This window comes from Microbacterium oxydans (assembly GCF_026559675.1).
Classification (GTDB): domain Bacteria; phylum Actinomycetota; class Actinomycetes; order Actinomycetales; family Microbacteriaceae; genus Microbacterium; species Microbacterium oxydans_D.
Window position 1 is genome coordinate 1,350,071 of the sequence record NZ_CP092891.1, and the last position, 24,645, is coordinate 1,374,715.

The following is a 24,645-nucleotide window of genomic DNA, read 5'->3' on the forward strand; positions in this document are numbered from 1 at the left end:
CAGACGGGTATCGGATAGACTCGGGCGCATGAGAGTACTGCTCACCGGAGCTGACGGATTCATCGGATCGCACCTCGCGGAGCAGCTGGTTCGGGACGGACACGACGTGCGAGCCCTGGTGCTCTACAACTCGTTCGACTCCCGCGGCTGGCTCGACGGAATCCCCGACGAGGTCGCGCGCGAGATCGAGTTCCTGCCCGGAGACGTGCGTGATCCGGCTCTGATGATGTCGGCCGTGAGCGACCGCGACGCGGTGCTGCACCTGGCCGCGCTCATCGCCATCCCGTACTCGTACGCGGCCCCCGACCTGTATGTGCAGACGAACATCCAGGGCACGCTCAACCTGCTCAACGCCGCCCGCGCGGCCGGAGTCAGCCGATTCATCCACACCTCGACGAGCGAGGTCTACGGCACGGCGCGGTACGTGCCCATGGATGAGGGGCACCCCCTGCAGGGGCAGTCGCCCTACTCGGCGTCGAAGATCGCGGCGGACCAGATGGTGAACGCATACCACGCATCCTTCGGCCTGCCCGCGGTCACGATCCGTCCGTTCAACACCTTCGGCCCGCGGCAGTCGGCTCGCGCCGTGATTCCGACGATCGTGAGCCAGCTCGCGGCCGGCAAGCGGGAAATCCAGCTCGGCGCGCTCACGCCGACCCGCGACTTCACGTACGTGCCCGACACGGTCTCCGGCTTCACGACGGCGCTGACCAGCACCGCAGGCGTCGGCGAAGTCATCAACCTGGGCGTCGGCTTCGAGGTCTCGATCGGGCAGACCTTCGATCTCATCGCCGAGGTCATGGGGGTCGACGCCGTCGCCACCGAGGATCCGGCACGTCTGCGTCCCGCGAACTCCGAGGTGGAGCGGCTCTTCTCCGACAACACCAAGGCTCGCGAGATCCTCGGCTGGCAGCCGAAGCACGATGGTGTCGACGGTTTCCGCGAGGGCCTCCGCGCCACGGCGGAGTGGTTCACCGACCCGGCCAACCTGGCGCGTTACCGCACCGACGCGTACGTCGTATGAGCACGCCCGAGGACTTCGTCCGCACCATCCGCGGCGTCGTCGGCGATGAGCCGTTCGTCGGCCTCCACGTGCCCGACATCACGGAGCTCGAGAAACAGCGCGTCCGGGAGTGTCTGGACTCGACCTTCGTGTCGAGCGTGGGTGCCTTCGTGACCGATTTCGAGCAGGGCATCGCCGACTTCACCGGAGCCCGGCATGCGATCGCCGTGTCCAACGGCACCTCGGCGCTGCAGGTGGCGCTCGAACTCGCCGGAGTCGGTGACGGTGACGACGTGATCGTCCCGACCCTGTCCTTCGTGGCCACAGCGAATGCTGTCTCACATGTGAGGGCACAGCCGTACTTCGTCGACAGCGACGAGGGGACGCTGGGACTCTCCGTCGAGGCCGTCGCCGAGGTGCTGCGATCTGCACGGTCCACCCCCGAGGGGTTGATGAACGCCGCCACCGGACGTCGCATCGCCGCGATCGTGCCGATGCACACGCTCGGTCATCCGATGCGCATCGCGGAGCTCGTCGCGCTGGCCGCGGAGTACGAGGTCCCGGTGATCGAGGATGCGGCCGAGTCGCTCGGCAGCCGGGTGGACGGCGTGCACACGGGCACGTTCGGACGTCTGGGCATCCTCAGCTTCAACGGGAACAAGATCCTGACCACGGGCGGCGGCGGGATGATCCTCACCGATGACGATGAGCTCGCCCGCAGAGCACGCCATCTCACGACCACCGCCAAGCTGCCGCATCGCTGGGAGTTCGAGCACGACGAGGTGGCGTACAACTTCCGGATGCCGAACCTCAACGCCGCGCTCGGAGTCGCGCAGCTCGAGCGGTTGCCCCGGTTCCTCGCCGACAAACGGCGACTCGCGGAGCGCTACCGACTGGCCTTCGCCGACGTCCCCGACATCGAGTTCCTGACCGAACCGGCGGGTACCGAGAGCAACTACTGGCTGTGCGCGGTGCGTGTGTCCGGTGATGACCGACGGCGCGACGCCCTCCTCGAAGCGACGAACGACGCCGGTCTCCAGTGCCGTCCGTTCTGGAACCTGCTGCATCGACAGGCGCCGTACCGGCACCTGCCCCACGCGGCGGTGCCCGTCGCAGAGTCGCTGCACGCGTCCGTCGTCTGCATCCCGAGCTCCCCGGCGCTGGCCGCGGTATGAGATCGATCGCCGTCGTCACGGGCACCCGTGCGGACTATGGCCTGCTGCGGGGGCTGCTTCGGGCGCTCGAGGACGATCCGCAGCTGGATCTGCGTCTGATCGTGACGGGCACCCACCTCAGCGAGGCCTTCGGACAGACCGTCACGGAGATCGAGCGCGACGGCTTCACCATAGCCGCGACCGTGCCGATCTGGTCGGGTGCGGATACTCCGCTCGCGGCGGCGACCGACGTGGGGCGCGCCCTGCCCGGTTACGCGCAGGTGCTGGCAGAGATCGCGCCGGACGTCGTCGTGGTGCTCGGGGACAGGTTGGAGGCCTTCGCTGTGGCGGCGGCTGCGACGATCCTGTCGATCCCGGTCGCGCACATCCACGGCGGGGAGCTCACGGAGGGCGCGATGGACGACGCCCTCCGGCACTCGATCACCAAGATGTCCTATCTGCACTTCACATCGACGGCAGATCATCGTCGGCGGGTGATTCAGCTGGGAGAGGACCCCGCGCGCGTGTTCTTCCACGGCGCGCCGATCGTCGACATCCTCGACACGTTCGACGCGATGCCGCGTCACGAAGTGGAGGAGCGATTCGGCATCCGACTGCCCGAGCCGACGGCGCTGGTGACGTTCCACCCGGCGATCATGGACGTCGCACCGGCCGAACAGCTGGTTGAGGAGCTCCTCGCGGGGCTGCTCGCCGTGACGGACCTGCATATCGTGATCACGGGATCGAACTCGGACATCGGCACGGAGGCAGTCCGCGCGAGGATCGCGCGTTTCGTCTCCGAGCATCCCGAGCGCGTCGACTACGTCGAGTCGTTCGGGCAGCGCGCGTACCTCAGCGCGATGCGCGCGGCATCGGTCGTGGCGGGGAACTCGTCGAGCACGGTTCTCGAGGCGCCCACGCTGGGCATACCTTCCGTGCTCATCGGCGACCGCCAGAAGGGTCGGCCGATGGCCGCGAGCGTGGAGATTCCCGACCCCACGGCCGAGGCCATCGCTGCTGCGATTCGACGGCGCATCGCCGCGGGTCCGGCTGTCGCCGCCGACAGCCCCTTCGGTACACCGGGATTCGCGGTTCGTACCGCTGCGACGCTTCGGGATGTGGAGATCCCGAAGCCCCCCAAGAAGACTTTCCACGATCTCGAACAGGGAGATGACGATGACCGCTGACGTCTTTGTGATTGCGGAGGCGGGAGTGAACCACAACGGTTCGCTCGGCATCGCCAAGGAACTTGTGGATCTCGCTGCGGAAGCCGGTGCCGACGCGGTGAAGTTCCAGACCTTCTCCGCCGACGCGCTCGCGCTCGAATCCGCAGAGCTCGCCGACTACCAGCGGGTCTCCGGTGAGGACGCGCGCAGTCAGCACGACCTCCTCCGTGGACTCGAGCTTTCGCACGACGAGTTCCGTGAGCTGCGTGCGCACTGCGATGGTCGTGGGATCCGGTTCCTCTCCACGGCGTTCGACCTCGACGGCCTCGACTTCCTCATCGACGAGCTGGGCATCCCGCTCGTCAAGATCGCGTCCGGCGACCTCACGTTCGCGCCGCTGCTGGTCAAGGCCGGGCGCAGCGGACTGCCCGTGATCCTGTCCACGGGAATGGCGGACCTGAGCGAGATCGCACGCGCGTTGCGGTTCTTGGCCGCAGGACTGGCACAGAGGCATGGTGTTCTGGATCGGTCCGAGCGTGTCACCGAGGATGCGCTCACGACCGCGTGGCACGCGCGGAACGAGCACGTCCGATTCGACGAGCACGTGACGATCCTGCACTGCACCACGGAGTATCCGGCTGCGGACGAGCACCTGAACCTTCGGGCGATGCAGACCATCGCAGACACCTTCGGGCACCGTGTCGGCTACTCCGACCATTCGCTCGGGTCGCTGGCATCGGTGCTCGCCGTCGGTCTGGGGGCGACCGTTCTCGAGAAGCACTTCACCTTCGACGTCACCGCGGACGGGCCCGATCATGCCGCATCGCTGGACCCCGACGGGCTGCGCGACTATGTCGCGGCACTGCGCCGCGTGCCGACCATGCTCGGGTCGTCGGAGAAGAAGGCGCAGAGCGTCGAAGAGGGCAACCGCGCGGTCGTGCGGCGCAGCCTGGTGGCCACGCGCGACATCGCCGCAGGAGAAGTGGTCGCGGAGGATGACATCGCGTGCTTCCGACCCGCCACGGGCCGGACCTCCTTCGATTTCTGGGAGGTCGTCGGCCGCCCGGCGTCCCGGGCCTACCGTCGTGGTGAGCTCATCGATGACTGAGCTGATCCTGCTCGGAGGCGGCGGACACGCGAAATCCGTCCTCGCCGCGCTGCGCGCCCTCGAGCTGGCCGTCCGGGGGTACCTCGCTCCGCATGCCGGCGACCTCGGGACAGACTGCCCGTACCTCGGCGGCGATGATGTGCTCGGCACGCTGGATCCGAACGAGGTGCTGTTCGTCAACGGACTCGGCTCGACCGCGTCCACGGCAGCCAGGCGTGACCTGTACACGCGTGCCGCCGCCCGAGGATTCCGCGCTGCGCAGATCGTGCACCCGCGCGCGTTCGTCGACCCCGGGGCTCAGCTGAGCGGCGGTGTGCAGGTTCTCGCCGGGGCGTTCGTGAACAGCGGTGCGGTCATCGGGGAGAACGCCCTGATCAACTCCGGCGCGATCGTCGAGCACGATGTCGTGGTCGGGGCGCACGTGCATGTCTCGCCCGGGGCGGTGGTCGCGGGAGGCGTGCGGATCGGCGAGGGTGCCCATGTGGGTCTCGGCGCCCGCGTCATCCAGGGCGTGACCCTGGGATCCGGTAGCGTCATCGGGGCCGGTGCCGTCGTGATCAGGGACGTCCCGGCAGGGACGGTCGTCGTCGGCGTGCCGGCCAGAACGATCGCAGCGAAGAGGGGAGAGACCGCATGAGCTCGAACACCGACCTGTCTCTGCAGCCGGGCACCAGCATCCGCGATGCGCTCACTCAGCTCGATCGCAGCCGGCGTCAGGTGGTCTTCGTCGAGGATGCTGAGGGACGGCTCATCGGCGCCGTGAGCGACGGTGACATCCGGCGCGGCCTGCTTGCCGGTGCGTCTCTGGAGGACCGGGTCGACCGGGTGATGAATCCCGACCCGGCATCGGTCCCGCCGAACGCCAGTCAGGAGGACGTCGACGAGCTGAAGGCGCGGCGCGGCATCCGCGTGGTCGCCGTCGTCGACGATGAACGCATCGTCGACGTCGTCGGAGAAGGCGAGCACATCGCCACTCCGATTCCGACCCCCGTCGTGCTGATGGCGGGAGGACGGGGCCAGCGCCTCTACCCCATCACCAAGGACATCCCGAAGCCCCTCGTCCCGCTGGGGGACACCCCGATGATCGACATCATCCTCAGCAGGCTGCACGGCCAGGGGTTCCGCAGGGTCCATGTCTCCATCAACCACCTCGGACACCTCATCGAGCAGCACCTGGGCGACGGCAGTGCGCATGGGCTGGAGATCTCGTATCTCCACGAGCCGATGCCCTTGGGCACGGCCGGCGCGATGGCCCAGCTACGTGGAGAGATCGGCGCGCCTTTCGTCGTCATGAATTCCGATCTGCTCACCGATGTCGACCTGAGACGGATGCTCGGGTTCCATCTCGACGCCCGGGCGGATGCGACCATCGGCGCGCGCGAGTACGGATTCGAGATCCCGTACGGTGTGATCCGCCGTGATGGAGATCGCGTGACGGGACTCGCGGAGAAGCCATACCACAGCGAGCTCGTGAGCGCCGGAATCTACGTGCTCGAACCGAGCGCGCTCGAGTTGCTGGAACAGGACGAGTACTGCGACATGCCCACGCTGTTGTCGCGCCTGATGGATGCCGAGCGTTCCGTCGCAGCGTATGAGATCCGCGACGAGTGGATCGACGTGGGTCGACCGGAAGACCTCGAACGCGCCAGGCTGGCGTGGGAACGGAGAAGCAGATGAGGATCTGTACGATCACCGTGCGGGCCGGATCGAAGGGCGTGCCGGGCAAGAACCTCCGCGTCGTCGCAGGGCGGCCGATGTTCGGGCACTCCGTGGCGCAGGCTGCCGCGACCGGTCTCTTCGATGAAGTCGTCGTCTCGAGTGATTCGGAGGAGATCCTGGCACTCGCCCCGACGTTCGGCGCCACAGGTGTCGTGCGGCGCCCCGCCGAGATGGCCACCGACACCGCGGGCAAAGTCCCGGCCATCGCGCATGCCGTGCGAACGACGGAGCAGCGAACCGGCGATACCTACGATGTGTGCGTCGACCTCGATGCGACCAGCCCGTTGCGCACGCTCGATGACATCCGCACGGCGGTGCGGATGTTCGAGGAGTCGGATGCCGCCTCGTTGATCACAGGCGCGGAGGCGCGACGGAACCCGTACTTCAACCTCGTCGAGGAGCAGCCTGACGGGACCGTCGCCGTCAGCAAGCAGCCGGATGACGCGGTGCTCCGGCGCCAGGACGCGCCGCGCTGCTTCGACATGAACGGCTCGATCTACGTCTGGCGGCGCGAGTCGCTGCTGGAGGACCAGGTCGTGTTCCTTCCGTCGACGATTCTCTACGAGATGCCCGCCGAGCGGTCCATCGACGTGGACAGCGAGTTCGACTTCCGCATCGTCGAGTGGCTCATGGGGCAGCGGGATGACTGATGCTGACCGCGTTCAGCGTTTCCGCGAAGGCGTGGGCATAGACTGTCGTAGTTTGCGACGACACCCGAATGAGTGGGCCTGTGACTGACACCCGAGATCTTTTCGCCGCCGTCCCGCGTACGGAGTTCACAACCCCCGGCAAGAGTCGTGGGCTGATCGATGTGGTGCGCTGGCGGTATCTTCTGATCCTCCTGGTCCGTACCGGTGTGACGACGCGCTACCGTAATTCGGTCCTCGGTTGGACGTGGTCGTACGTTCGACCGGCCGCGCAGTTCCTCGTGTTCTGGGTCGTCCTCGGCCTGTTCATGAAGCTGGATCACGGCATCCCCAATTACGCCGTGTACCTGTTCTCCGGCATCGTCGTCATCAACCTCTTCTCGGAGGCGTTCAAGAACGCGACGACGTCGATCGTGGGGAATGCGCCGCTCGTGCGGAAGGTCTTCCTGCCGCGGCAGCTCTTCGCCGTATCGGCCGTGATCGTGGCGTTCGTGCATTTCCTTCCCCAGGTCGGTCTGCTCCTCGTCGTTTGTCTGCTGCTCGGCTGGGCCGCGCACCTCTCCATCCTCTCGGTACTGGCCATCTTCGCGGCCATGATCATCGTGATGCTCTTCGCGCTGGGTCTCGGACTGTTCTTCGGCGCAGTCAACGTGCGTTATCGCGACGCCGAGAACATCGTCGAACTGATGCTGTTGCTGGCCACCTGGGCGTCCCCGGTGCTCTATTCCTGGGCCGCGGTGCAGGATGCCGTCAAGACTCTCGGCTGGCCGGACTGGCTGCTGGAGATGTACCTCCTCAACCCGATCACCCAGGGCGTCGAGCTCTTCCACTTCGCGTTCTGGCGCCCGGCCACCGAGGGAATGATCTCCGCTGCGGGCTACGTCGGTCCGCAGCTCGAAGCAATACCGCCCGGCCTCGGCTGGAACACTCTCTGGACGTTCCTCATCGCCGTGGGCACCCTGCTCCTGGGGCAGATCGTCTTCCGCCGCCTCGAAGGAAGGTTCGCACAGGACCTATGAGTTCTCCTCACACGCTCCGTCCGAGCATCATCATCGACGGTGTGAAGAAGCGCTTCACGCTGAATCACGCGTTCTCTCTCAAGGACACCGTCGTGTCCTGGATCAAACGTCGCAAGCTGACGAGCGAGTTCGAAGCCCTCAAGGGCGTCGACATCGTGATCGGTGAAGGCGAATCCGTCGCCGTGCTTGGTCTCAACGGCTCTGGAAAGTCCACGCTCCTCAAGCTCGTTTCCGGAGTCATGGAACCGGACGATGGAACGGTGCTGACCCGCGGACGCGTTGCCGGTCTCATCGAGGTCGGAGCCGGGTTCCACCCCGAACTCTCCGGCCGCGAGAACGTCTTCCTCAACGCAGCGATCCTCGGGATGAAGCAGCGCGAGATCGAGGCGCGATACGACGAGATCGTGGCATTCAGCGAGATCGAGCAGTTCATCGACCAGGAGGTCAAGCACTACTCGTCGGGGATGTTCATGCGTCTCGCGTTCTCGGTGGCGATCCACGTCGAGCTCGATGTGCTCCTCGTAGACGAGATCCTCTCGGTGGGTGATGCACCGTTCCGTGAGAAGTGCCGGCTCAAGTTCGAAGAGCTCATCGAGCAGGGCAAGACTCTCGTCGTCGTCAGCCACGACATGGAGATGGTTCGACAGCTCTGCGCCCGCGGCATCGTCATCGACAAGGGCGTTGTCGTGTACGACGGCGAGGTCGAGGGCGCGATCGCGTTGGTCGACGCATGATCGAAAGCTGGCTGTCGGCGGCCCCTGCCGTGGGATTCGCCGTGCTGCTCATCGTCGCACCCGGCCTGCCCGCCGCACTTCTCTTCCGTCTGCGCGGGGCAATGCTCCTGGGAGCGTCGATCGCGCTGTCGCTCGCCGTCGTCGGGATTGCGACCGCCGTCGCTCCGCTTCTCGGAATCGCCTGGTCGATCCTGCCCGTGCTGCTGATCGCCGTGCTCCTCACGGCAGTCGCCGCAGGCCTGCGCATCCTCGGGAGAGGACGGTTCGCTGTGCTGGGCGGCGAGACGCGGGCGGTCTGGCTCGGTATGGGCGCGGCCGCCGTCCTCTGGGCGGTCATCCTGATGGTCGGGATCGGTGGGGCTGAACACCCTTCTCAGCTGTACGACGGGCTGTTTCACCTCAACGCCGTCGAATTCATCCTTCAGACCGAGGATGCCTCGCCTTTCCACATGACGATGGCGGTGCCCGGAGCCACGTCGGCTTTCTACCCGACTCTGTGGCACGCGCTCGTATCGCTCGTGGTCCCGGCGGCGTCGGGCGTCGTCGCGGCGACGAACGCCGTGACGATCGCGGTGATCGCGGTGGGGTGGCCGGCCGCGATCGCGACTCTCACCGCGGTGCTCTTCGCTCGTTACCGCACGGCGTCCGTGTGGGCGCCGCTGCTGTCCCTCGGGTTCAGCGTCATGCCGCTCGGTTTCCTCAACTGGGGCGTGCTCTACCCGAACCTGCTGGGGACGATACTGATCCCCGTGCTCATCGCCGTCACCGTGCTCGCATCGCGGAGGGGAATCGGCGGATATCAGCGGGTGTCCCTTCTGATCGTGCTTCTGGCAGCGATCGGTGCAACTGCCCTCGCGCATCCTTCTGCACTGCTCGCGGGGCTCGCCCTGCTGGTTCCCTTCGGGCTCTGGTGCGCATGGCGCGCGTGGACGGGTGCCGCTACCCGGAGCCGCGTGCTGCTGGCGCTCTCGGTCGTGGTGGGCCTCGTCGTGCTCGGATTCATCTGGCATCTGGCGAACGTGACCACCCACGAGTGGCAGCCGGGGGCGACTCTCGCTCAGGCGATCGGTGAAGTCGCGTTCCTCAGCCCGGTGGGACGCAGCACCGGACTTCTCCTGGGCCCGCTTGCCGCGATCGGGATATGGAGGGTGGTGAAGGATCGGCAGTGGTGGATCCTCGGGTCATACGCCGTGAGCGTGTTCTTCTTCGCAGTGTCGACCTGGTTGCCTCTGCCCGCTCTGCGCAGTGCCATCGTCGGCGTCTGGTATGACGACACCACGAGAGTCGGCGCGCTGCTGGCCGTCTTCGGTCTGCCCCTCGCCGCGCTCGGCGCCCACCTGGTGTGGTCGTGGCTCGTGGCACTGTGGCGGGACGGACGTCGATCGCTCCTGATCATCGCTGCGGTCGTGCTCGTCGCACTGGGGCTCACGCATCTGTCCGCCCTCGCGAACGACCTCCGCTTCATGCGGGGGACGAGTTTCAGGTTCGATGCCCAATCGCAGGGTCTCACGCCCGACGAAGCGGCGCTTTTCGAGCGGATTCCCGACGATGTCGATGGACCTCTTCTGGGTGACCCGCTCACGGGAGCAGGCCTCGTCTACGCATACACGGGCCACCCGGTCGTCTTCCCGCACGTCACGGGCCGTTACGGGGCGGACGCCGATCTCCTCGCCCGCTATCTGGCGACCGGCGACGCCGAGGTGTGCGACGCGCTCGAGTCGCTCGGCGTCGAGTACGTCTTCGACTTCGGGGATCGGGAGATCTTCGAGAATCACTTCACGACCTATGAAGGTCTGCACGGTTTGGACCAGTCGTCGATCCTCACCGAAGTCGACCGTGAGGGTGACGCCGTCCTCTACGAAGTGACGGGTTGCCGCTGATCTCCTCAGCGCTTCCACAGTCCGATCCCGGCTAGGCTGGGTGCGTCTCAAAAGCAAGGGAAGTACATGACCAACGTTTGCGTAATCGGCCTCGGCTACATCGGTCTGCCTACCGCTGCAGTGCTCGCGTCCCATGGACACAAGGTCGTCGGAGTGGATGTCAACCAGCGGGCCGTCGACACCATCAACGCCGGCCGCATCCACATCGTGGAGCCGGAGCTCGAAGAAGTGGTCAGCAGCGTCGTCGCCTCCGGTGCACTCACCGCGACGAGCAGTCCCGTCCCCGCCGATGTGTTCATCCTCACGGTGCCGACGCCGCTCGACGGCCAGAAGCAGGCTGACATGACGCTCGTCGACCGCGCATTCGACGACGTCGCTCCCTTCCTCAAGGCCGGCGATCTGGTCGTGCTGGAGTCGACCTCCCCTCCCGGAACCACGCTCGGTCTCGACCGGCGGCTGGGCGAGGTACGCCCGGACCTCGCCGCCGGATCCGTTCTGTTCGCGCACGCGCCCGAGCGGGTGCTGCCGGGAAAGATCATGCGCGAGATCATCGAGAACGACCGCATCATCGGCGGAACCACGGATGAGGCGAGCCGACGTGCGCAGGCTCTCTATGGCTCGTTCGTCACCGGAGATCTGCTGGTCACCGATTCCACGACCGCGGAGATGGTCAAGTTGACGGAGAACTCGTTCCGCGACGTCAACATCGCCTTCGCCAACGAGCTCTCGACCGTGTCCGACTCCTTCGGCATCGACGTCTGGGAGGTGATCCGCCTCGCCAACCGGCATCCCCGAGTGAACATCATGCAGCCCGGTCCGGGTGTCGGCGGACACTGCATCGCCGTCGACCCGTGGTTCATCGTGAGCGCGGCGAACGGTGGTGCCGCGCTGATCGAGACCGCGCGTCGGGTGAACGACGCCAAGCCGAAGTGGGTGCTCGAGCGCATTCACAGAGCGATCGAGTCCATCTCCGCGCCCAAGGTCCTGATCCTCGGTCTGGCGTTCAAGGCGAACGTCGATGACCTGCGCGAGTCTCCGGCCGTCGAGATCACGCAGGCGCTGGCCGAATCTCGACCGGAGATCGAGTTCGCCGTGTCCGAGCCTCACATCCACGAGCTGCCCGCGTCTCTTCAGAAGTACTCGAACCTGAGCCTCGTCGAAGACCTGGAGAAGGAGTTCGACGCAGCTGACGTCGTCGTGCTCCTGGTCGACCACGACGCGTACTCGACGTTCGGTCCCCGCCTGCAGTCCGGCAAGGCCGTCATCGACACGCGTGGGCTGAGCAAGAACATCGTGCCATGAGTGCACCCACGAAGAACCTCATGGTGATCTACGGCACTCGCCCGGAGGCCATCAAGGTCGCGCCGATCATCCTGGCAGCGCGGGAAGCGGATGGCATCCACCCGCAGGTCGTCGTCACCGGACAGCACCGCGAGATGCTCGATCAGGTCAATGGTCTCTTCGGGATCGTCCCGGACATCGACCTGGATATCTTCGAGCACGGTCAGACGCTGGTCGATATCTCCTCGCGCACGTTGGGCGGGGTGGCGGCAGCCATCGAGGAGATGCGGCCCGACGCAGTTCTCGTCCAGGGAGACACCACGACTTCTGCTTTCGCAGCGCTGGCCGCCTTTTACGCTCAGGTGCCGGTGATCCATCTCGAAGCCGGGCTCCGGACCGGGAACATCTATTCGCCGTTCCCGGAAGAGGTGAACCGCAAGATCATCACTCAGGTGGCGGCGCTCAGTCTCGCCCCGACGCAGACGAGCAGGGAGAACCTGCTCCGTGAGGGCGTGGATCCCGCGTCCGTTCTCGTGACCGGCAACAGCGTGGTCGATGCACTTCTGCATGTTTCGGCGTCCGACGTACCCGTGCATCATCCGGACCTGGTGGGCCTTCTCGAAGGTCTCGCAGATGACGACAAGGTACTTCTCGTGACGACGCATCGTCGAGAGAACCTCGGCGATGCGATGACGGACATCGGGAGAGCGATCGCACGGATCGCTCGTGCCCATCCGGCTTTGACCGTGATCATGCCGCTGCACCGCAACCCGAAGGTGCGCGAGCGGGTGCTTCCCGAGATCGAGGGTCTCGGCAACGTCCACGTGCTCGACCCGCTGGAGTACGGCGACTTCAGTCGGATCCTCCGCCGCGCGGAGATCGTGCTGACAGACTCCGGGGGAGTGCAGGAGGAAGCGCCGGCGCTGGGCAAGCCCGTCCTCGTCCTGCGCGAGAACACCGAGCGGCCCGAGGCGGTCGATGCCGGTACCGTGAAGCTGATCGGCACGGACGAACAGCGCATCGTGGACGAGGTGTCGCAGTTGCTCACCGACGTGGACGCCTACAGCGCGATGGCGAACGCCGTCAATCCCTACGGCGACGGACAAACCGCGGCACGGACCATCCTCGCGATTCGACGACTCTTCGGTGAGGACGTCGACGTCGAGGAATTCTAGGTCCGGCGACATCGTCCGTTCTGCGCCGCATCGTGCGGGTTGAACGGGCAGATGCTCCGCAGTTCCATCGTTCGCAGGTCGACAGAGAGAGGTCGGGTGAGCACTTCGTGCGTGTAGCGATCGCCAGCCGCATCTTCGCACCGGAACCCGCAGCTGCCTCTCTGCGGCTCGCGGCCCTCGCGGAAGCGCTCGTCGACGGCGGCGCGGAGGTGAGCGTTCTGACCGTCGCATCCCGCCATGAGGAGAGGGACGACGACAGCAGAAGGTATCGAGTCCGCCGTGCTCCCGTGCTTCGCGACAAGAACGGGTACGTGCGGGGGTATCTCCAGTATCTGAGCTTCGACGTGCCTCTGTTCTTCCGTATCCTCTTCGGGGCCCGGCAGGCCGTCTACGTGGTGGAACCGCCTCCGACGACGGGGTTCGTCGTGAGGATCGCACTCGCGATCCGACGAACCCCCTACGTGTATTACGCGGCGGATCTGTGGTCGGACGCCGCTGAAGCGACGGATGTGCCCGACGTGGTCCTCCGCGGAGTGCGCAGCATCGAAAGGGCCGCTCTCGAGGGAGCGGCACGAGTGCTCACGGTCAACGAACGTATGGGCACCCGGGCGGGGCAGATCGCTCCGCGCGCGCAGCTCATCGTCGTCGGGAACGGAGCCGATACGCGAGCGTTCTCGGCGGACGGGGCTGTCCCGCAGGAAGGTCGGTACCTCATCTACGCCGGAACGGCGTCGGAATGGCAAGGCGCCGGGATCTTCATCGAGGCGTTCGCACGGATCGCCCAGGAGATCCCGGATCTACGACTCGTGTTCATCGGCCAAGGAAGCGATTGGGGAAATCTGCGGAAGCAGGCCTCCGAGACGGAGGCGTCCGAGCGCGTGACCTTCCTCGACTCGCTTCCACCGGCCGAGGCCGCGTCATGGATTCGCGGCGCGGTCGCCAGCGTCGCATCCCTGCGACCGGACGCCGGCTACAGCGTCGCATTCCCCACGAAGATCTACGCGTCTTGGGCGTGCGGCACGCCCGTCATCTTCGCGGGCGAGGGCCAGGTGCATGAGTTCATGCGAGAGAACGCCGCGCACGCAGCCCTCGGGGCCGCGTGCGACTACGACGTCGACGAAGTCGCCGACGCCTTCCGGGATGCCGCGACACGCACGCGCACAGAAGCAGAACGTCGTGGGCTGGGTGCCTGGGCGTCATCGAACGTTAGTCTGCAGTCGGTCGCTCGTAGAGCAGCGGATGCAGTCATCGCAGTGGGAAGAGGCAAGGCCGACTGATGAAGAGCATCTGGAATACACTCGTCGATCTGTTCAAAGTCATGCCCGACGGCGCGGCGAGGTTCTACATCGGTTACGCGATCGTCACAGGAGCGCTCGCGCTTCTCGACACGCTGGCGCTGGGACTCATCGTGCTGTCGGTGACGCCGCTGGCCAGTGGCGACCCCATCGAGCTGCCGGTGGTCGGGGAGCTGCCCGCCGCAGCGGCACCCTGGATCTTCGGCATCGTTTGCGTGCTGTTCCTCCTGAAGAGCGGCCTGGCGATCCTTCTGCACTGGATCGCGACTCGGCGATTCGCGGCATATGAACTGGCGGTGGGGGATGACCTCTTCCGTTCGTACACCCGGTCGTCGTGGGAGGAGCGCGCCCGCTACAGCACGGCCGAAGTCACGAGGATCGTCGACGGGTCGATGGCGAGCACGAACACGGGATTCATCCTTCCGCTCTCCCAGGTTCCGGTGAACCTGCTGACCTTCATCTCCGTCCTCGGTGTGCTCGTCGTCGCTCAGCCGCTCACGGCGGCCGTCGCATTCGTCTATCTCGCCGGATTCTCGTTGTTCATGCTGTTCGTCATCACTCGGCGCGCGCGAGAAGCGGGCATGGTGCTTCGCCGTTACGTCTTCCGCGTCGCGACCTTGATCACAGAGATGGTCGAAGCGCTGAAGGAAGTCACGCTCCGCAACAAGCTGGACGAGATCGGCGGTGTCGTGACGGACTACCGCCGAAACGCGACGAGGGCGCGCGCCAATGCGTCCTTCCTCTCGATCGTGCCCAAGTACGCGTTCGAAGCAGCGCTGATCGGCGGATTCCTCGTCGTCGGCGGTACCGCTTTCCTCGCCGGCGGAGCGAACAACGCGGTCGTGGCGGTCGCGATGTTCGCCGCGACCGGATTCCGGATGATCCCCGCGATCACCACGCTTCAGACATCGTTCACAACCGCGTCGATCAACGAGGTTCACGCGCGCGATGTGATCCGAGAGCTCACCCGCGATGTCGACGGAGAGCGGTCGGCCAAGGCGTCTTCCATCGACCCGGAGACCTTGAAGACCGCGCCGAAGGTCCTCGAGCTTCGTGACGTTTCGTTCAGCTACCCGGGCACCGGTAAGAATGTGCTGGAGCATCTGAACCTGTCGATCCCGTTCGGCTCCACCCTCGCAGTCGTCGGCCCGTCGGGTGCGGGAAAGTCGACCCTCATCGATGTGCTCCTCGGCCTCAGCCAGCCATCCTCCGGGGAACTCGACATCGATGGACAGCCCCTGTCGCGTGTATTGAACCAGTGGCGGGCGCATGTGGGATACGTCCCGCAGCGCGTGGCACTCTTCGACGCGTCCGTCGCGCAGAACGTCGCGCTCACGTGGGGCAGCGACTTCGACGAGGAGAAGGTGATCCGCTCGCTCGAGCAGGCACAGCTTTCGGAGCTGATCACCCGCGGCAAGGGCATCCGCGAGCTGATCGGCGAGCGCGGGTTCTCGCTCTCGGGTGGGCAGCAGCAACGTCTCGGAATCGCTCGTGCCCTCTATGCGGAGCCGCTGGTGATGGTGATGGACGAGGCGACGAGTTCTCTCGATACCGCGACAGAGCGGCGAATCGTCGAGGCGATGCGTGAGCTCCAGGGTGAGGTCACGTTCATCAGCGTCGCCCACAGGCTCGCCACGATCCGGGACTACGACAGCATCTGCTACCTCAGCGACGGTGCCATCCGAGGTCTGGGAACTTTCGACGAAGTGGTGGAGCAGGTTCCCGATTTCGCGCATCAGGCTTCGCTGGCCGGGCTTCTCGAGCGAGACGATCGATGAGCGCCACGGCGCCGCGGCGGGCGATGATCTTCCACGTGCCGTATCCGTTGAATCCGGATGCCACGAGCGCCAGCGGGATTCGTCCGGTCCGCATGAGACGGGCTTTCGAAGCACTCGGCTATGAAGTCCTCGAAGTCTCGGGGAAGCACCCTCAGAGACGTAGCCGGATCCGAGATCTCAAACGTCTGATCCGCGACGGAAAGCGCATCGATTTCGTCTACTCGGAGGCGTCGACCCAACCGACCGGGCTCGGCGAGAAGGTCACCGCGGCGACCAGCGTCACCAGAGATATCGGCTTTCTCCGGTTCTGCCGCAGGGCCGATATCGGAGTCGGTCTGTACTACCGGGACGTCTACTGGCGTTTCCCCGAATACGGGACCAGGATGCCGCGCTGGTACCGGTCCTTCCTGCTGACGCGTTATCGTGCGGATCTGCGGGGTTATCGTTCCGCGGTGGATGTGTTGTATCTGCAGTCTTTGAGGATGGCGGAGCATTTGCCGGTGGCGAATCGGGGTCAGGTGCGGACGTTGCCTCCGGGGGCGGAGCGGGTGGAGGTGGGTTCGCCTGTTTCCGGTCCGGTGTCGTTGTTGTATGTGGGCGGCATCGGTGATGCCTATTACCGGATGCATGAGGCTTTTCGGGGTGTGGGTCTGGCCGCTGATGCGCGTCTGGTGGTGTGTACGCGTGAGTCGGAGTGGCGGGATGTCGAGGCCGGGTACGCGAGTGTGAGGGGGCCGGAGTCGCAGGTGGTGCATCGGTCGGGGGAGCAGCTGGACGAGTTGTATGCGGATGCGCATCTCGGGGTGCTGTTCATGGAGCCGGTCGCGTATCGCGATTTCGTGTTGCCGTTCAAGTTGTTCGAGTACGTGGGGCGGGGTAAGCCGATCGTGGCGACCGAGGGGACGTTGGTCGGCGATTTCGTGACGGAGCATGGGATCGGCTGGGCGGTGCCGTATCGGGCGGAGTCGTTGGCGGAGCTTCTGGATCGGTTGGATGCTGATCCGGAGGAACTGCATGCGATGCAGGAGCGGGTGCGGGTGTTGCGGGAGTCGCATTCCTGGGAAGCGCGCGCGCAACAGGTCGCAGACGATCTCACCCACCCGGCCGGGGGAACGACGGGACGGGCCCGCTGATGTCTCCGCTGATGATCTTCCACGTCCCGTATCCGTTGAACCCCGGTGCCACGAGTGCGAGCGGTATCCGACCAGTCCGCATGAAGCAGGCCTTCGAAGCCATCGGTTTCGAGGTGTTGGTCGTCTCGGGCTACTCACGCGAAAGACGGCGGCGCATCGCGGAGGTCAAACGCAGGATTCGTGCGGGGGACCAGCCGGCATTCGTGTACAGCGAATCCTCCACGATGCCCTCGGCGCTGACCGACCCGCGCCATATTCCGCTTCGTCCGTTCATGGACGAGCGTTTTCTGCGATGGTGCCGCACTCGCGGGATGCGGGTAGGTCTGTACTACCGGGACGTCTACTGGCGTTTCCCCGAGTATGTGCAGAACGTCGGACGCCTCCTTTCCACTGCGACGAAGACCCTCTATCGTGCGGATCTGCGGGGTTATCGTTCCGCGGTGGATGTGTTGTATCTGCAGTCTTTGAGGATGGCGGAGCATTTGCCGGTGGCGAATCGGGGTCAGGTGCGGACGTTGCCTCCGGGGGCGGAGCGGGTGGAGGTGGGTTCGCCTGTTTCCGGTCCGGTGTCGTTGTTGTATGTGGGCGGCATCGGTGATGCCTATTACCGGATGCATGAGGCTTTTCGGGGTGTGGGTCTGGCCGCTGATGCGCGTCTGGTGGTGTGTACGCGTGAGTCGGAGTGGCGGGATGTCGAGGCCGGGTACGCGAGTGTGAGGGGGCCGGAGTCGCAGGTGGTGCATCGGTCGGGGGAGCAGCTGGACGAGTTGTATGCGGATGCGCATCTCGGGGTGCTGTTCATGGAGCCGGTCGCGTATCGCGATTTCGTGTTGCCGTTCAAGTTGTTCGAGTACGTGGGGCGGGGTAAGCCGATCGTGGCGACCGAGGGGACGTTGGTCGGCGATTTCGTGACGGAGCATGGGATCGGCTGGGCGGTGCCGTATCGGGCGGAGTCGTTGGCGGAGCTTCTGGATCGGTTGGATGCTGATCCGGAGGAACTGCATGCGATGCAGGAGCGGGTGCGGGTGTTGCGGGAGTCGCATTCCTGGGAAGCGCGCGCGCAACAGGTCGCAGACGATCTCACCCACCACGTCGCCTAGGATCGACCTGTGAGAGTGCTGGCCGTCACCCCGTGGTTCCCGAGCGAAGTCCGACCGGGCCTCGGCCTCTTCAATCTTCGCGACGCTGAGATGCTCGCGCTCGATCATGAGGTCACGGTCCTTCATCTCCACGACCCGTCGTTGGGCGGCGACGCCGGCGAATGGGACGCATCTCCCGGCATTCATGTCGTGCGCATCCCCTACCACTACACACGTCCCTGGACGATTCCGCGTGCGCTGCGGACGCTGCGTCGGTTGGCAGCGGGTGCGGATGTCGTGCACACGATGGCTTTTCCTGCGCTGCTACCGGTTCAGCTCGCGTCGTTGCCCAAGCCCTGGGTGCACACCGAGCATTGGTCGGGACTGCTGAAAGAGCCGACCACCGTGCGCGGGCGGGTCGGCCATGCAGTGCTGCGCAGAGGTCTTCGTCGTCCTGACGCGGTCGTCGCTGTCGGACACCGACTAGCCCAGATCATCGAGGCCATCAGGCACGAGCCGGTGCCGGTGATCGAGAACTTCGTTCGGATCGCAGAGCCCGACCGCATCGCCGAGCAATGGGACGCGAGCTCGGGGGGGCCGCTGCGAATGGTGGCGGTGGGGGGTCTGGTGCCGTGGAAGGGGCCGATCCAGGCCGTCGAAGCGCTCGCGGCTCTCCGATCTCGTGGGTTCGACGCCCGTTTCGAATGGGCAGGCGTTGGTCGACTGCATGACGCGGTCGAAACGCGGGCGGCGGAGCTGGGCGTCAGCGATCACATGCGGCTCCTCGGCCATGTTTCGCCGGAGGCACTGGCCGACGTGCTCCCGAGGGCGCATCTTTTCGTGATGGCGAGCGAGTACGAGACTTTCGGGATCGCTTACGCGGAAGCACTCGGGCACGGTCTCTCCGTCATCGCGAGCGGTAGCGGAGGTCACCTGGCTTTCCTGCCCGACGAGGCCTCTCGCGTCGTCGAAGAGCGTACGGGGCTTTCGCTCGCCGGTGCGGTTGCCGACCTCCTGGGAGACCCCGACCGCTGGACGCCTTCACAGATCTATGACTACGCCAAGCAGAGGTTCTCGCCTGAGGAGCGTCGCAGTTCGTATCGCGAGATCTATCAGCAGCTTGGCTGACGCCGCCCATCCGGTGCACGACAGGCGGGAGAATCAGCTCACGCTCGTCACCCGGTGACTGAAGGCAGCCAGGAAGCACGCACCGAGACGCCCGTCGGCTCGCACCAGCCGTCGAGGATGCGGACGCCCGATGGTGTACGTTCGCCAGCCGAGATCGACGCGAGCAATCCGCGGATTCGGCCTGCGGCTTCATCTCCGTCCACCTCGCACCAGTCGAGCGCGTAGTCGCGGAGCGCGTGCCGATCCATACCGGGTGCGTCGGCGACGAAGCGTCGGATATCTTCGGCGTCCTCCAGCGGCGGGTAGATGCTGTCGTTCGCGAGGAACGGGTAGTGGGATGGTTCGCCGGCCAGGCGCAGCTTCGCCGCCGGGATACCCAGTGCGGACGCCTCCCAGGCCACGCCGCTCGCATGCTGGATCATGAAGGGCGCGCCGCCCAGGAGCAGCTCCACCGTCGGCTGGGCGCTGAGGGTCCAGCCGTGAGGCAGCATCTGCGACAGCGACGAGCGGTCCGAGCGAGGGTGCGGCGCGACGACGAGGGGCCCCACGTCGGCCGCCGCAACCAGGTCGATGATGCGGCGGATCATGGCCGGCGGGTTCGGGGACAGCGCCAGGACTCCGGGACGATCGGTGGCGAGGGTGGGCAGTCCGCGATCGAGGATGTTCGTCGAGGGGTTCCCGGCGACATCGAGCGCAGACCGGTCGACGCCGTACTGCGTGACGTAGTGGGCGGCCTCGGCCACTCCGCGAAGCGCGGCGAAAGCTGTCGGGAGGTCGCTGTACTGAGGGTTGTCTCCCGCCGGAGCATGCGGAACATAGACGACAGGCACGCCTTGACTCTGCGCGGCGAAGACCAGACTGCGTACCGACGGCTCATGCTGCGTCGCGACGACCAGGGCGTCGAACCCGGTGAGATCCGCGGCAAGGTAGGAGGACAGTCGATAGGTCGTCAACGCGACCTGGTTGCGCCACGAGCCGATCGCATCGTCTCGGCCGATCTCCTCGAGGATCCGCGAGCCCCACTCGGTGACGGTGCGAGCGGCCCGCCGGGAGCTGAGCATGCTCGCCCCCCATGCGCGGTATGACTCCAGTCGGACGTCGAGGCCCGGCTGCCCGGCGAACACGGGCGCGAGAGTGCGCGCCTGGTTGTGAGTCGTCGTGACCACGAGGTTGCGGCCGTACCGGGTCACCTTCAGTCGCTGCCAGGGCCGCGCGATGCGAGCGGCGAAAGGCCGTCCGCGTGATCCGGCGGGCCACGTCGCCGCGAGGTCGAGCTTCGGCAGCAGGCACCAGCGAATCGCTGCGGGGTCCATCGAGTGCACGTTTCTCCTCTTGGCTGTCTGGTCTCCACGAACGACTCTAGCCACGATGCCCGAGTGCCTCTCATCCGGGACTCGAAGCGGTAGGCTCTCAGCAAGCAGAGCGCGGGTCGTGGTCCTCCGACGGGTACTTTCACGCCCGCGCTGAGAAGCAGGGAGCCGGGTTCGCGTGGGAGAGCTGGTACGACGGTGGAGGTTGTTGCAGCGGCTGTTGCGCACGCGCTATTGGACGTGGAAGGCGACCCGCTGGATCGCCGACCGCGGAACGAACGTCCGTGTGAATGCGCGGAGCAACTTCTCACCGCACACCCACCTCGGGAACAATGTCCACTTCAACGGCATGTCGGTTCGTGGCAGTGGCCGCGTGGACATCGGTGACAACTTCCACTCCGGACCCGAGTGCATCATCATGAGCGACATGCACAACTACGAGGGCAGCGCCCTGCCGTACGACGCCACTGTGGTTCAGCGCCCGGTGAGCATCGGCCGAAACGTCTGGTTCGGTGCGAGGGTGATAGTCCTGGGCGGCGTGACGATCGGGGACGGCGCGATCATCCAGGCGGGAAGCGTCGTGGTGTCGGACATCCCGGAGATGGCCATCGCCGGGGGGCACCCGGCGCGGGTGTTCAGTCACCGTGACGAAGAACACTATCGCGCTCTCGACGCCGAGCGGCGCTACTCGTAGCCGGGGCGCCCGGCAACGAGAGGGTAGGATCGGGGAAAGAGATGAGCACCCACACCCCCCAATCCTTCGACGACACCTGGCTCGTGGTCGCGCTGTACAACGAAGCTGAGGTCATCGAAGACGTCGTCCGTTCTGCGCGCGAGCGCTTCCCCAACATCGTGTGCGTCGACGACGGGAGCGCAGACGAATCTGCCGCTCGTGCGCTCGCCGGCGGTGCGATCGTGGTCCGACACCCGATCAATCTAGGACAGGGAGCCGCGCTCCAAACGGGGTTGCAGTTCGCGTTGTCGCAACCGGGAGCGGAGTATTTCGTCACCTTCGACGCAGATGGTCAGCATCGGGTCGATGATGCGACGCGTATGGTCGAGCGGCTGCGCTCCGAGCCACTCGACATCATCATCGGCTCCCGCTTCCTGGACAAGCGGACCGAACTCGGCTGGCTCAAGCGCGTCGTTCTGCGCACGGCGGTCTTCTTCGAGCGGTTCTCGACCGGGGTGAAGCTGACGGATGCGCACAACGGCCTCCGTGCCCTGAACCGTACCGCTGCGTCGCGCATCACCATCACGCAGAACAGGATGGCGCACGCGAGCGAGATCATCGCGCAGGTCGGTCGAGCAGGGCTGCGCTACGACGAGCAACCGGTGCAGATCGTCTACACCGACTATTCGCGAGCGAAAGGCCAGTCGCTGTGGAACTCCGTCAACATCCTCAGTGAGCTGTTCATCAAGTAGGGACCCATGGATCAGTTCGTCATCAAGGCGCTCCTCATCGGAGCCTTCGTCATCTTCGCGTTCGTTCTCCTCCGGCCGAGCGGATCGGCGCGGGGGCAGGCCCTGAGAACGATCGCTCTGCTGCTTCTCCTGGTGGCGGCGGTCGTGGCAATCGCCTTCCCGCAGGTCCTCAGCGTGCTGGCCGCCAGTGTCGGGGTGGGGAGAGGCACCGACCTCGTGCTCTACGGCCTCCTGGTCGTCTTCGTCGGCAACTCCCTCGCAGCGGCGCGTCGACGGCGTGCACACGACGTGCAGATTACCGAGCTGGCTCGTCAGATCGCGCTTCAAGACCCGCTGTATCCTGCCGGCCGCCAACGCTGAGTCGTCGCGTTCTGCGATACGATTTGGCCGTGCTTCTGACCATCGGGATTCCTACTTACAACCGCGCAGAGGACGTCAGGAAGACGGTCACGGAGATTCTGGCGCATCCGGACGCCGATCTGGTGGAGATCATCGTCATCGACGATGGCGGGACGGACGGCACCTTCGAGAAGCTCTCAGCGGACTCCGGGATCGCGGAGAGAGTCCGTGTGCTCGAGAATCCCGAGAACCTCGGGTACGCCGGAACGTTCGCCCGCCTCTTCCGCGAGTGCACGACGGAGTACCTCATGCTGACGGCCGACGATGACCGTGTGCTGATGGAGAACCTGCGGCCTCTGCTCGAGTACCTCCGCCGGGAGAAGCCTGTGTTCGCCTCGCCACAGTTCCTTCGGGAATCACGTGTGTCGCGCGGGCGGACGAGCACAGGTCCCATTTCGCCCAGCGAGTTCCTGCCGGCCTCCGCACACGCTCCGGGGCTGGTGTACCGGGTCGAGGAATGTCTTCCAGCCTTGGACGAGTTGTCGGAGCGCGTCGACGCCGAAGAGGTCGACGCGCTCGTCTATCCGCAGGTGCAGGTCGTGATGCGACTTCTGATCGACGGCGGGCGCTGCGAGTGGCTGGCGCTGCCGACCGTCGCCGAGGACGCCTATCGGCCCTCGGGCATCCGGGACGCGTCGGGGGGTGCATACTGGTCGCTCGAGTCGCGCTGGAAGCAGCTGAAGTCGTACGACGCGCTGCTGTCGCGTTGGGCCGAAGATGACACGACCGGGCGCGCGCGGGAGATGCTCGCGGCGCAGCGGAGCCGTGCGTTCCATCTGATCGCGAGCGCCATCCGAATCGAGGATCCGGTCCTGGGCGACGCATTCGACGCGGGAGCTCGACAGCGCTATCGGCGAACCCTGCGCAGCACGATCGCCGCTCTGCCGATCGTGGCCCCGGCGATGCGGTGGATCGGAGGCTCGAGGCGCCGTCCGTGACCGACGCCGCCCTCGGCGGCCATGGACGCCGATCACCTCGACCTTGACGATGCCCCGCGAATCGAGTCTCCGCTCGCACGCGCCACGATGACCGCGCTGGCCGAAGCTCCCAGCCAGACGCCGATACGATGGACGGCATGGATCTTCTCGTCGTCGGGTCGGGTTTCTTCGGCCTCACCATCGCTGAGCGTGCCGCCGAAGCCGGCCGCAAGGTAACTGTCATCGACCGCCGCCACCACATCGGCGGCAACGCCTACAGCGAGGCGGAGCCCGAGACCGGGATCGAGGTGCACCGCTACGGCGCGCACCTCTTCCACACCTCGAACGCGACCGTGTGGGAGTACGTCAACCGCTTCACGAGCTTCACGAACTACGTGCACCGCGTCTACACGACCCACAAGGGCACGGTCTTCCCGATGCCGGTGAACCTCGGCACGATCAACCAGTTCTTCCAGTCCGCCTACACGCCCGACCAGGCGCGCGCGCTGGTGAAGGAGCAGGCGGGGGAGTTCGACGCGAAGACCGCCGCGAACTTCGAGGAGAAGGGCATCGCCCTCGTCGGACGCCCGCTGTTCGAGGCGTTCTTCCGCGACTACACCGCGAAGCAGTGGCAGACCGACCCGCAGAAGCTCTCGGGTGACATCATCAGCCGCCTCCCCGTGCGCTACACCTACGACAACCGCTACTTCAACGACACGTGGGAGGGCCTGCCCACCGACGGCTACACCGCGTGGCTGGAGCGGATGGCGGATCACCCCAACATCGACGTGAAGCTGAACGTCGACTACTTCGACGACGCGCAGCCGCTCAGCAAGAAGGCGACCGTCGGCCAGGTCCCCGTCGTCTACACCGGGCCCGTCGACCGCTACTTCGACTACGCCGAGGGGGCACTGAGCTGGCGCACCCTCGACTTCGAGCAGGAGGTGCTGAACGTCGGCGACTTCCAGGGCACGAGCGTGATGAACTACCCCGACATGGACGTGCCGTACACGCGCATCCACGAGTTCAAGCACTTCCACCCGGAGCGCAAGGACGTGTACGAGTCGGACAAGACGGTGATCATGCGCGAGTTCTCGCGCTTCGCCGAGCGCGAGGACGAGCCGTACTACCCGGTGAACACCCCGACCGACCGTGAGGGGCTGCTGGCCTACCGCGAGCTCGCGAAGGGCGAGCAGGACGTGCACTTCGGTGGACGTCTCGGCACGTACCAGTACCTCGACATGCACATGGCCATCGGCTCGGCGCTGTCGCTGTGGAACAACACTCTCTCCTAG

At 65.9% G+C, this 24,645-nt stretch carries 23 protein-coding genes; 22 read left to right on the forward strand and 1 reads right to left on the reverse strand.

The features are described from left to right. The first annotated feature begins 28 nt into the window (after positions 1-28). The 17 genes from MME74_RS06415 (at position 29) to MME74_RS06495 (ending at position 19,299) form a co-directional block, all read left to right on the forward strand. Positions 29-1,024, forward strand: coding sequence for a GDP-mannose 4,6-dehydratase (locus tag MME74_RS06415; protein ID WP_267417904.1), 996 nt, complete (start codon positions 29-31; stop codon positions 1,022-1,024). After that, positions 1,021-2,178, forward strand: a complete 1,158-nt coding sequence (locus tag MME74_RS06420) for a LegC family aminotransferase (protein WP_267417905.1) — start codon at positions 1,021-1,023, stop codon at positions 2,176-2,178. Before MME74_RS06415 ends, MME74_RS06420 begins: the two co-directional genes overlap by 4 nt. Continuing rightward, entirely contained in the window at positions 2,175-3,344 is a 1,170-nt protein-coding gene (gene neuC, locus MME74_RS06425; protein ID WP_267417906.1) for a UDP-N-acetylglucosamine 2-epimerase, read from the forward strand. The genes MME74_RS06420 and neuC overlap by 4 nt, the downstream gene beginning before the upstream one ends. Continuing rightward, positions 3,334-4,431, forward strand: a complete 1,098-nt coding sequence (gene neuB, locus MME74_RS06430) for an N-acetylneuraminate synthase (protein ID WP_267417907.1) — start codon at positions 3,334-3,336, stop codon at positions 4,429-4,431. The genes neuC and neuB overlap by 11 nt, the downstream gene beginning before the upstream one ends. Then, a complete protein-coding gene (locus tag MME74_RS06435; RefSeq protein WP_267417908.1) occupies positions 4,424-5,068 on the forward strand; it encodes an acetyltransferase in 645 nt (214 codons plus the stop codon). Before neuB ends, MME74_RS06435 begins: the two co-directional genes overlap by 8 nt. After that, positions 5,065-6,108 (forward strand): nucleotidyltransferase family protein, encoded by a 1,044-nt coding sequence (locus tag MME74_RS06440; RefSeq protein ID WP_267417909.1) that lies wholly within the window; start codon positions 5,065-5,067, stop codon positions 6,106-6,108. The genes MME74_RS06435 and MME74_RS06440 overlap by 4 nt, the downstream gene beginning before the upstream one ends. Continuing rightward, complete coding sequence (locus MME74_RS06445) at positions 6,087-6,800, forward strand: cytidylyltransferase domain-containing protein (RefSeq protein WP_267417910.1); 714 nt, start codon at positions 6,087-6,089, stop codon at positions 6,798-6,800. The genes MME74_RS06440 and MME74_RS06445 overlap by 22 nt, the downstream gene beginning before the upstream one ends. An 80-nt stretch (positions 6,801-6,880) precedes the next feature. Beyond that, positions 6,881-7,816 carry an ABC transporter permease gene (locus MME74_RS06450; RefSeq protein ID WP_267417911.1) on the forward strand — a complete coding sequence of 312 codons (936 nt, stop codon included), beginning with the start codon at positions 6,881-6,883 and terminating at the stop codon, positions 7,814-7,816. After that, on the forward strand, positions 7,813-8,550 hold the full coding sequence (locus MME74_RS06455) for an ABC transporter ATP-binding protein (protein WP_267417912.1): 738 nt from the start codon (positions 7,813-7,815) through the stop codon (positions 8,548-8,550). The genes MME74_RS06450 and MME74_RS06455 overlap by 4 nt, the downstream gene beginning before the upstream one ends. Continuing rightward, positions 8,547-10,430: a DUF6541 family protein gene (locus MME74_RS06460; RefSeq protein ID WP_267417913.1), complete on the forward strand. Its 1,884-nt coding sequence runs from the start codon at positions 8,547-8,549 to the stop codon at positions 10,428-10,430. Before MME74_RS06455 ends, MME74_RS06460 begins: the two co-directional genes overlap by 4 nt. Positions 10,431-10,496: 66 nt before the next feature. Further along, positions 10,497-11,732, forward strand: coding sequence for a UDP-N-acetyl-D-mannosamine dehydrogenase (gene wecC / locus MME74_RS06465; protein ID WP_267417914.1), 1,236 nt, complete (start codon positions 10,497-10,499; stop codon positions 11,730-11,732). Continuing rightward, on the forward strand, positions 11,729-12,886 hold the full coding sequence (wecB, locus tag MME74_RS06470; RefSeq protein ID WP_267417915.1) for a non-hydrolyzing UDP-N-acetylglucosamine 2-epimerase: 1,158 nt from the start codon (positions 11,729-11,731) through the stop codon (positions 12,884-12,886). Before wecC ends, wecB begins: the two co-directional genes overlap by 4 nt. 107 nt (positions 12,887-12,993) lie before the next feature. After that, positions 12,994-14,163 carry a glycosyltransferase family 4 protein gene (locus MME74_RS06475; RefSeq protein WP_267417917.1) on the forward strand — a complete coding sequence of 390 codons (1,170 nt, stop codon included), beginning with the start codon at positions 12,994-12,996 and terminating at the stop codon, positions 14,161-14,163. Further along, positions 14,163-15,959 (forward strand): ABC transporter ATP-binding protein, encoded by a 1,797-nt coding sequence (locus MME74_RS06480; protein ID WP_267417919.1) that lies wholly within the window; start codon positions 14,163-14,165, stop codon positions 15,957-15,959. Before MME74_RS06475 ends, MME74_RS06480 begins: the two co-directional genes overlap by 1 nt. After that, positions 15,956-17,092, forward strand: coding sequence for a glycosyltransferase family protein (locus MME74_RS06485; protein WP_267417920.1), 1,137 nt, complete (start codon positions 15,956-15,958; stop codon positions 17,090-17,092). The genes MME74_RS06480 and MME74_RS06485 overlap by 4 nt, the downstream gene beginning before the upstream one ends. A gap of 80 nt (positions 17,093-17,172) precedes the next feature. Continuing rightward, entirely contained in the window at positions 17,173-18,192 is a 1,020-nt protein-coding gene (locus tag MME74_RS06490) for a glycosyltransferase family protein (RefSeq protein WP_267417921.1), read from the forward strand. A gap of 9 nt (positions 18,193-18,201) precedes the next feature. Beyond that, positions 18,202-19,299 (forward strand): glycosyltransferase family 4 protein, encoded by a 1,098-nt coding sequence (locus tag MME74_RS06495; RefSeq protein WP_267417922.1) that lies wholly within the window; start codon positions 18,202-18,204, stop codon positions 19,297-19,299. 47 nt (positions 19,300-19,346) lie between these two features. Here the strand turns inward: MME74_RS06495 and MME74_RS06500 are convergent, their stop codons facing one another. Then, positions 19,347-20,612 carry a hypothetical protein gene (locus MME74_RS06500; protein WP_267417923.1) on the reverse strand — a complete coding sequence of 422 codons (1,266 nt, stop codon included), beginning with the start codon at positions 20,610-20,612 and terminating at the stop codon, positions 19,347-19,349. Positions 20,613-20,814: 202 nt separating this feature from the next. Here MME74_RS06500 and MME74_RS06505 point away from each other — a divergent pair, with 202 nt between their 5' ends. The 5 genes from MME74_RS06505 to glf all read left to right on the forward strand — a co-directional run bounded on the left by MME74_RS06505 (position 20,815) and on the right by glf (position 24,645). Then, entirely contained in the window at positions 20,815-21,303 is a 489-nt protein-coding gene (locus tag MME74_RS06505) for an acyltransferase (protein ID WP_267417924.1), read from the forward strand. 41 nt (positions 21,304-21,344) lie between these two features. Then, positions 21,345-22,034 carry a glycosyltransferase family 2 protein gene (locus tag MME74_RS06510; protein ID WP_262000692.1) on the forward strand — a complete coding sequence of 230 codons (690 nt, stop codon included), beginning with the start codon at positions 21,345-21,347 and terminating at the stop codon, positions 22,032-22,034. A gap of 6 nt (positions 22,035-22,040) precedes the next feature. Then, positions 22,041-22,394, forward strand: coding sequence for a DUF2304 domain-containing protein (locus MME74_RS06515; protein WP_262000693.1), 354 nt, complete (start codon positions 22,041-22,043; stop codon positions 22,392-22,394). Between the two features lie 29 nt (positions 22,395-22,423). Beyond that, positions 22,424-23,371, forward strand: a complete 948-nt coding sequence (locus MME74_RS06520) for a glycosyltransferase family 2 protein (RefSeq protein ID WP_267417926.1) — start codon at positions 22,424-22,426, stop codon at positions 23,369-23,371. A 137-nt stretch (positions 23,372-23,508) separates the two neighbouring features. Beyond that, positions 23,509-24,645, forward strand: coding sequence for a UDP-galactopyranose mutase (gene glf, locus MME74_RS06525; RefSeq protein WP_183152369.1), 1,137 nt, complete (start codon positions 23,509-23,511; stop codon positions 24,643-24,645).

Excerpts from the sequence above, each read along its gene's own strand:
- neuC (WP_267417906.1), top strand. The coding sequence starts at position 2,175 with ATGAGATCGATCGCCGTCGTCACGGGCACCCGTGCGGACTATGGCCTG.
- MME74_RS06455 (WP_267417912.1), top strand. The coding sequence starts at position 7,813 with ATGAGTTCTCCTCACACGCTCCGTCCGAGCATCATCATCGACGGTGTG.
- MME74_RS06490 (WP_267417921.1), top strand. The coding sequence starts at position 17,173 with ATGAAGCAGGCCTTCGAAGCCATCGGTTTCGAGGTGTTGGTCGTCTCG.
- MME74_RS06510 (WP_262000692.1), top strand. The coding sequence starts at position 21,345 with ATGAGCACCCACACCCCCCAATCCTTCGACGACACCTGGCTCGTGGTC.
- MME74_RS06420 (WP_267417905.1), top strand. The coding sequence starts at position 1,021 with ATGAGCACGCCCGAGGACTTCGTCCGCACCATCCGCGGCGTCGTCGGC.
- wecB (WP_267417915.1), top strand. The coding sequence starts at position 11,729 with ATGAGTGCACCCACGAAGAACCTCATGGTGATCTACGGCACTCGCCCG.
- glf (WP_183152369.1), top strand. The coding sequence starts at position 23,509 with ATGGATCTTCTCGTCGTCGGGTCGGGTTTCTTCGGCCTCACCATCGCT.
- neuB (WP_267417907.1), top strand. The coding sequence starts at position 3,334 with ATGACCGCTGACGTCTTTGTGATTGCGGAGGCGGGAGTGAACCACAAC.
- wecC (WP_267417914.1), top strand. The coding sequence starts at position 10,497 with ATGACCAACGTTTGCGTAATCGGCCTCGGCTACATCGGTCTGCCTACC.
- MME74_RS06485 (WP_267417920.1), top strand. The coding sequence starts at position 15,956 with ATGAGCGCCACGGCGCCGCGGCGGGCGATGATCTTCCACGTGCCGTAT.
- MME74_RS06500 (WP_267417923.1), bottom strand. The coding sequence starts at position 20,612 with ATGGACCCCGCAGCGATTCGCTGGTGCCTGCTGCCGAAGCTCGACCTC.
- MME74_RS06515 (WP_262000693.1), top strand. The coding sequence starts at position 22,041 with ATGGATCAGTTCGTCATCAAGGCGCTCCTCATCGGAGCCTTCGTCATC.
- MME74_RS06435 (WP_267417908.1), top strand. The coding sequence starts at position 4,424 with ATGACTGAGCTGATCCTGCTCGGAGGCGGCGGACACGCGAAATCCGTC.
- MME74_RS06480 (WP_267417919.1), top strand. The coding sequence starts at position 14,163 with ATGAAGAGCATCTGGAATACACTCGTCGATCTGTTCAAAGTCATGCCC.
- MME74_RS06440 (WP_267417909.1), top strand. The coding sequence starts at position 5,065 with ATGAGCTCGAACACCGACCTGTCTCTGCAGCCGGGCACCAGCATCCGC.
- MME74_RS06415 (WP_267417904.1), top strand. The coding sequence starts at position 29 with ATGAGAGTACTGCTCACCGGAGCTGACGGATTCATCGGATCGCACCTC.
- MME74_RS06460 (WP_267417913.1), top strand. The coding sequence starts at position 8,547 with ATGATCGAAAGCTGGCTGTCGGCGGCCCCTGCCGTGGGATTCGCCGTG.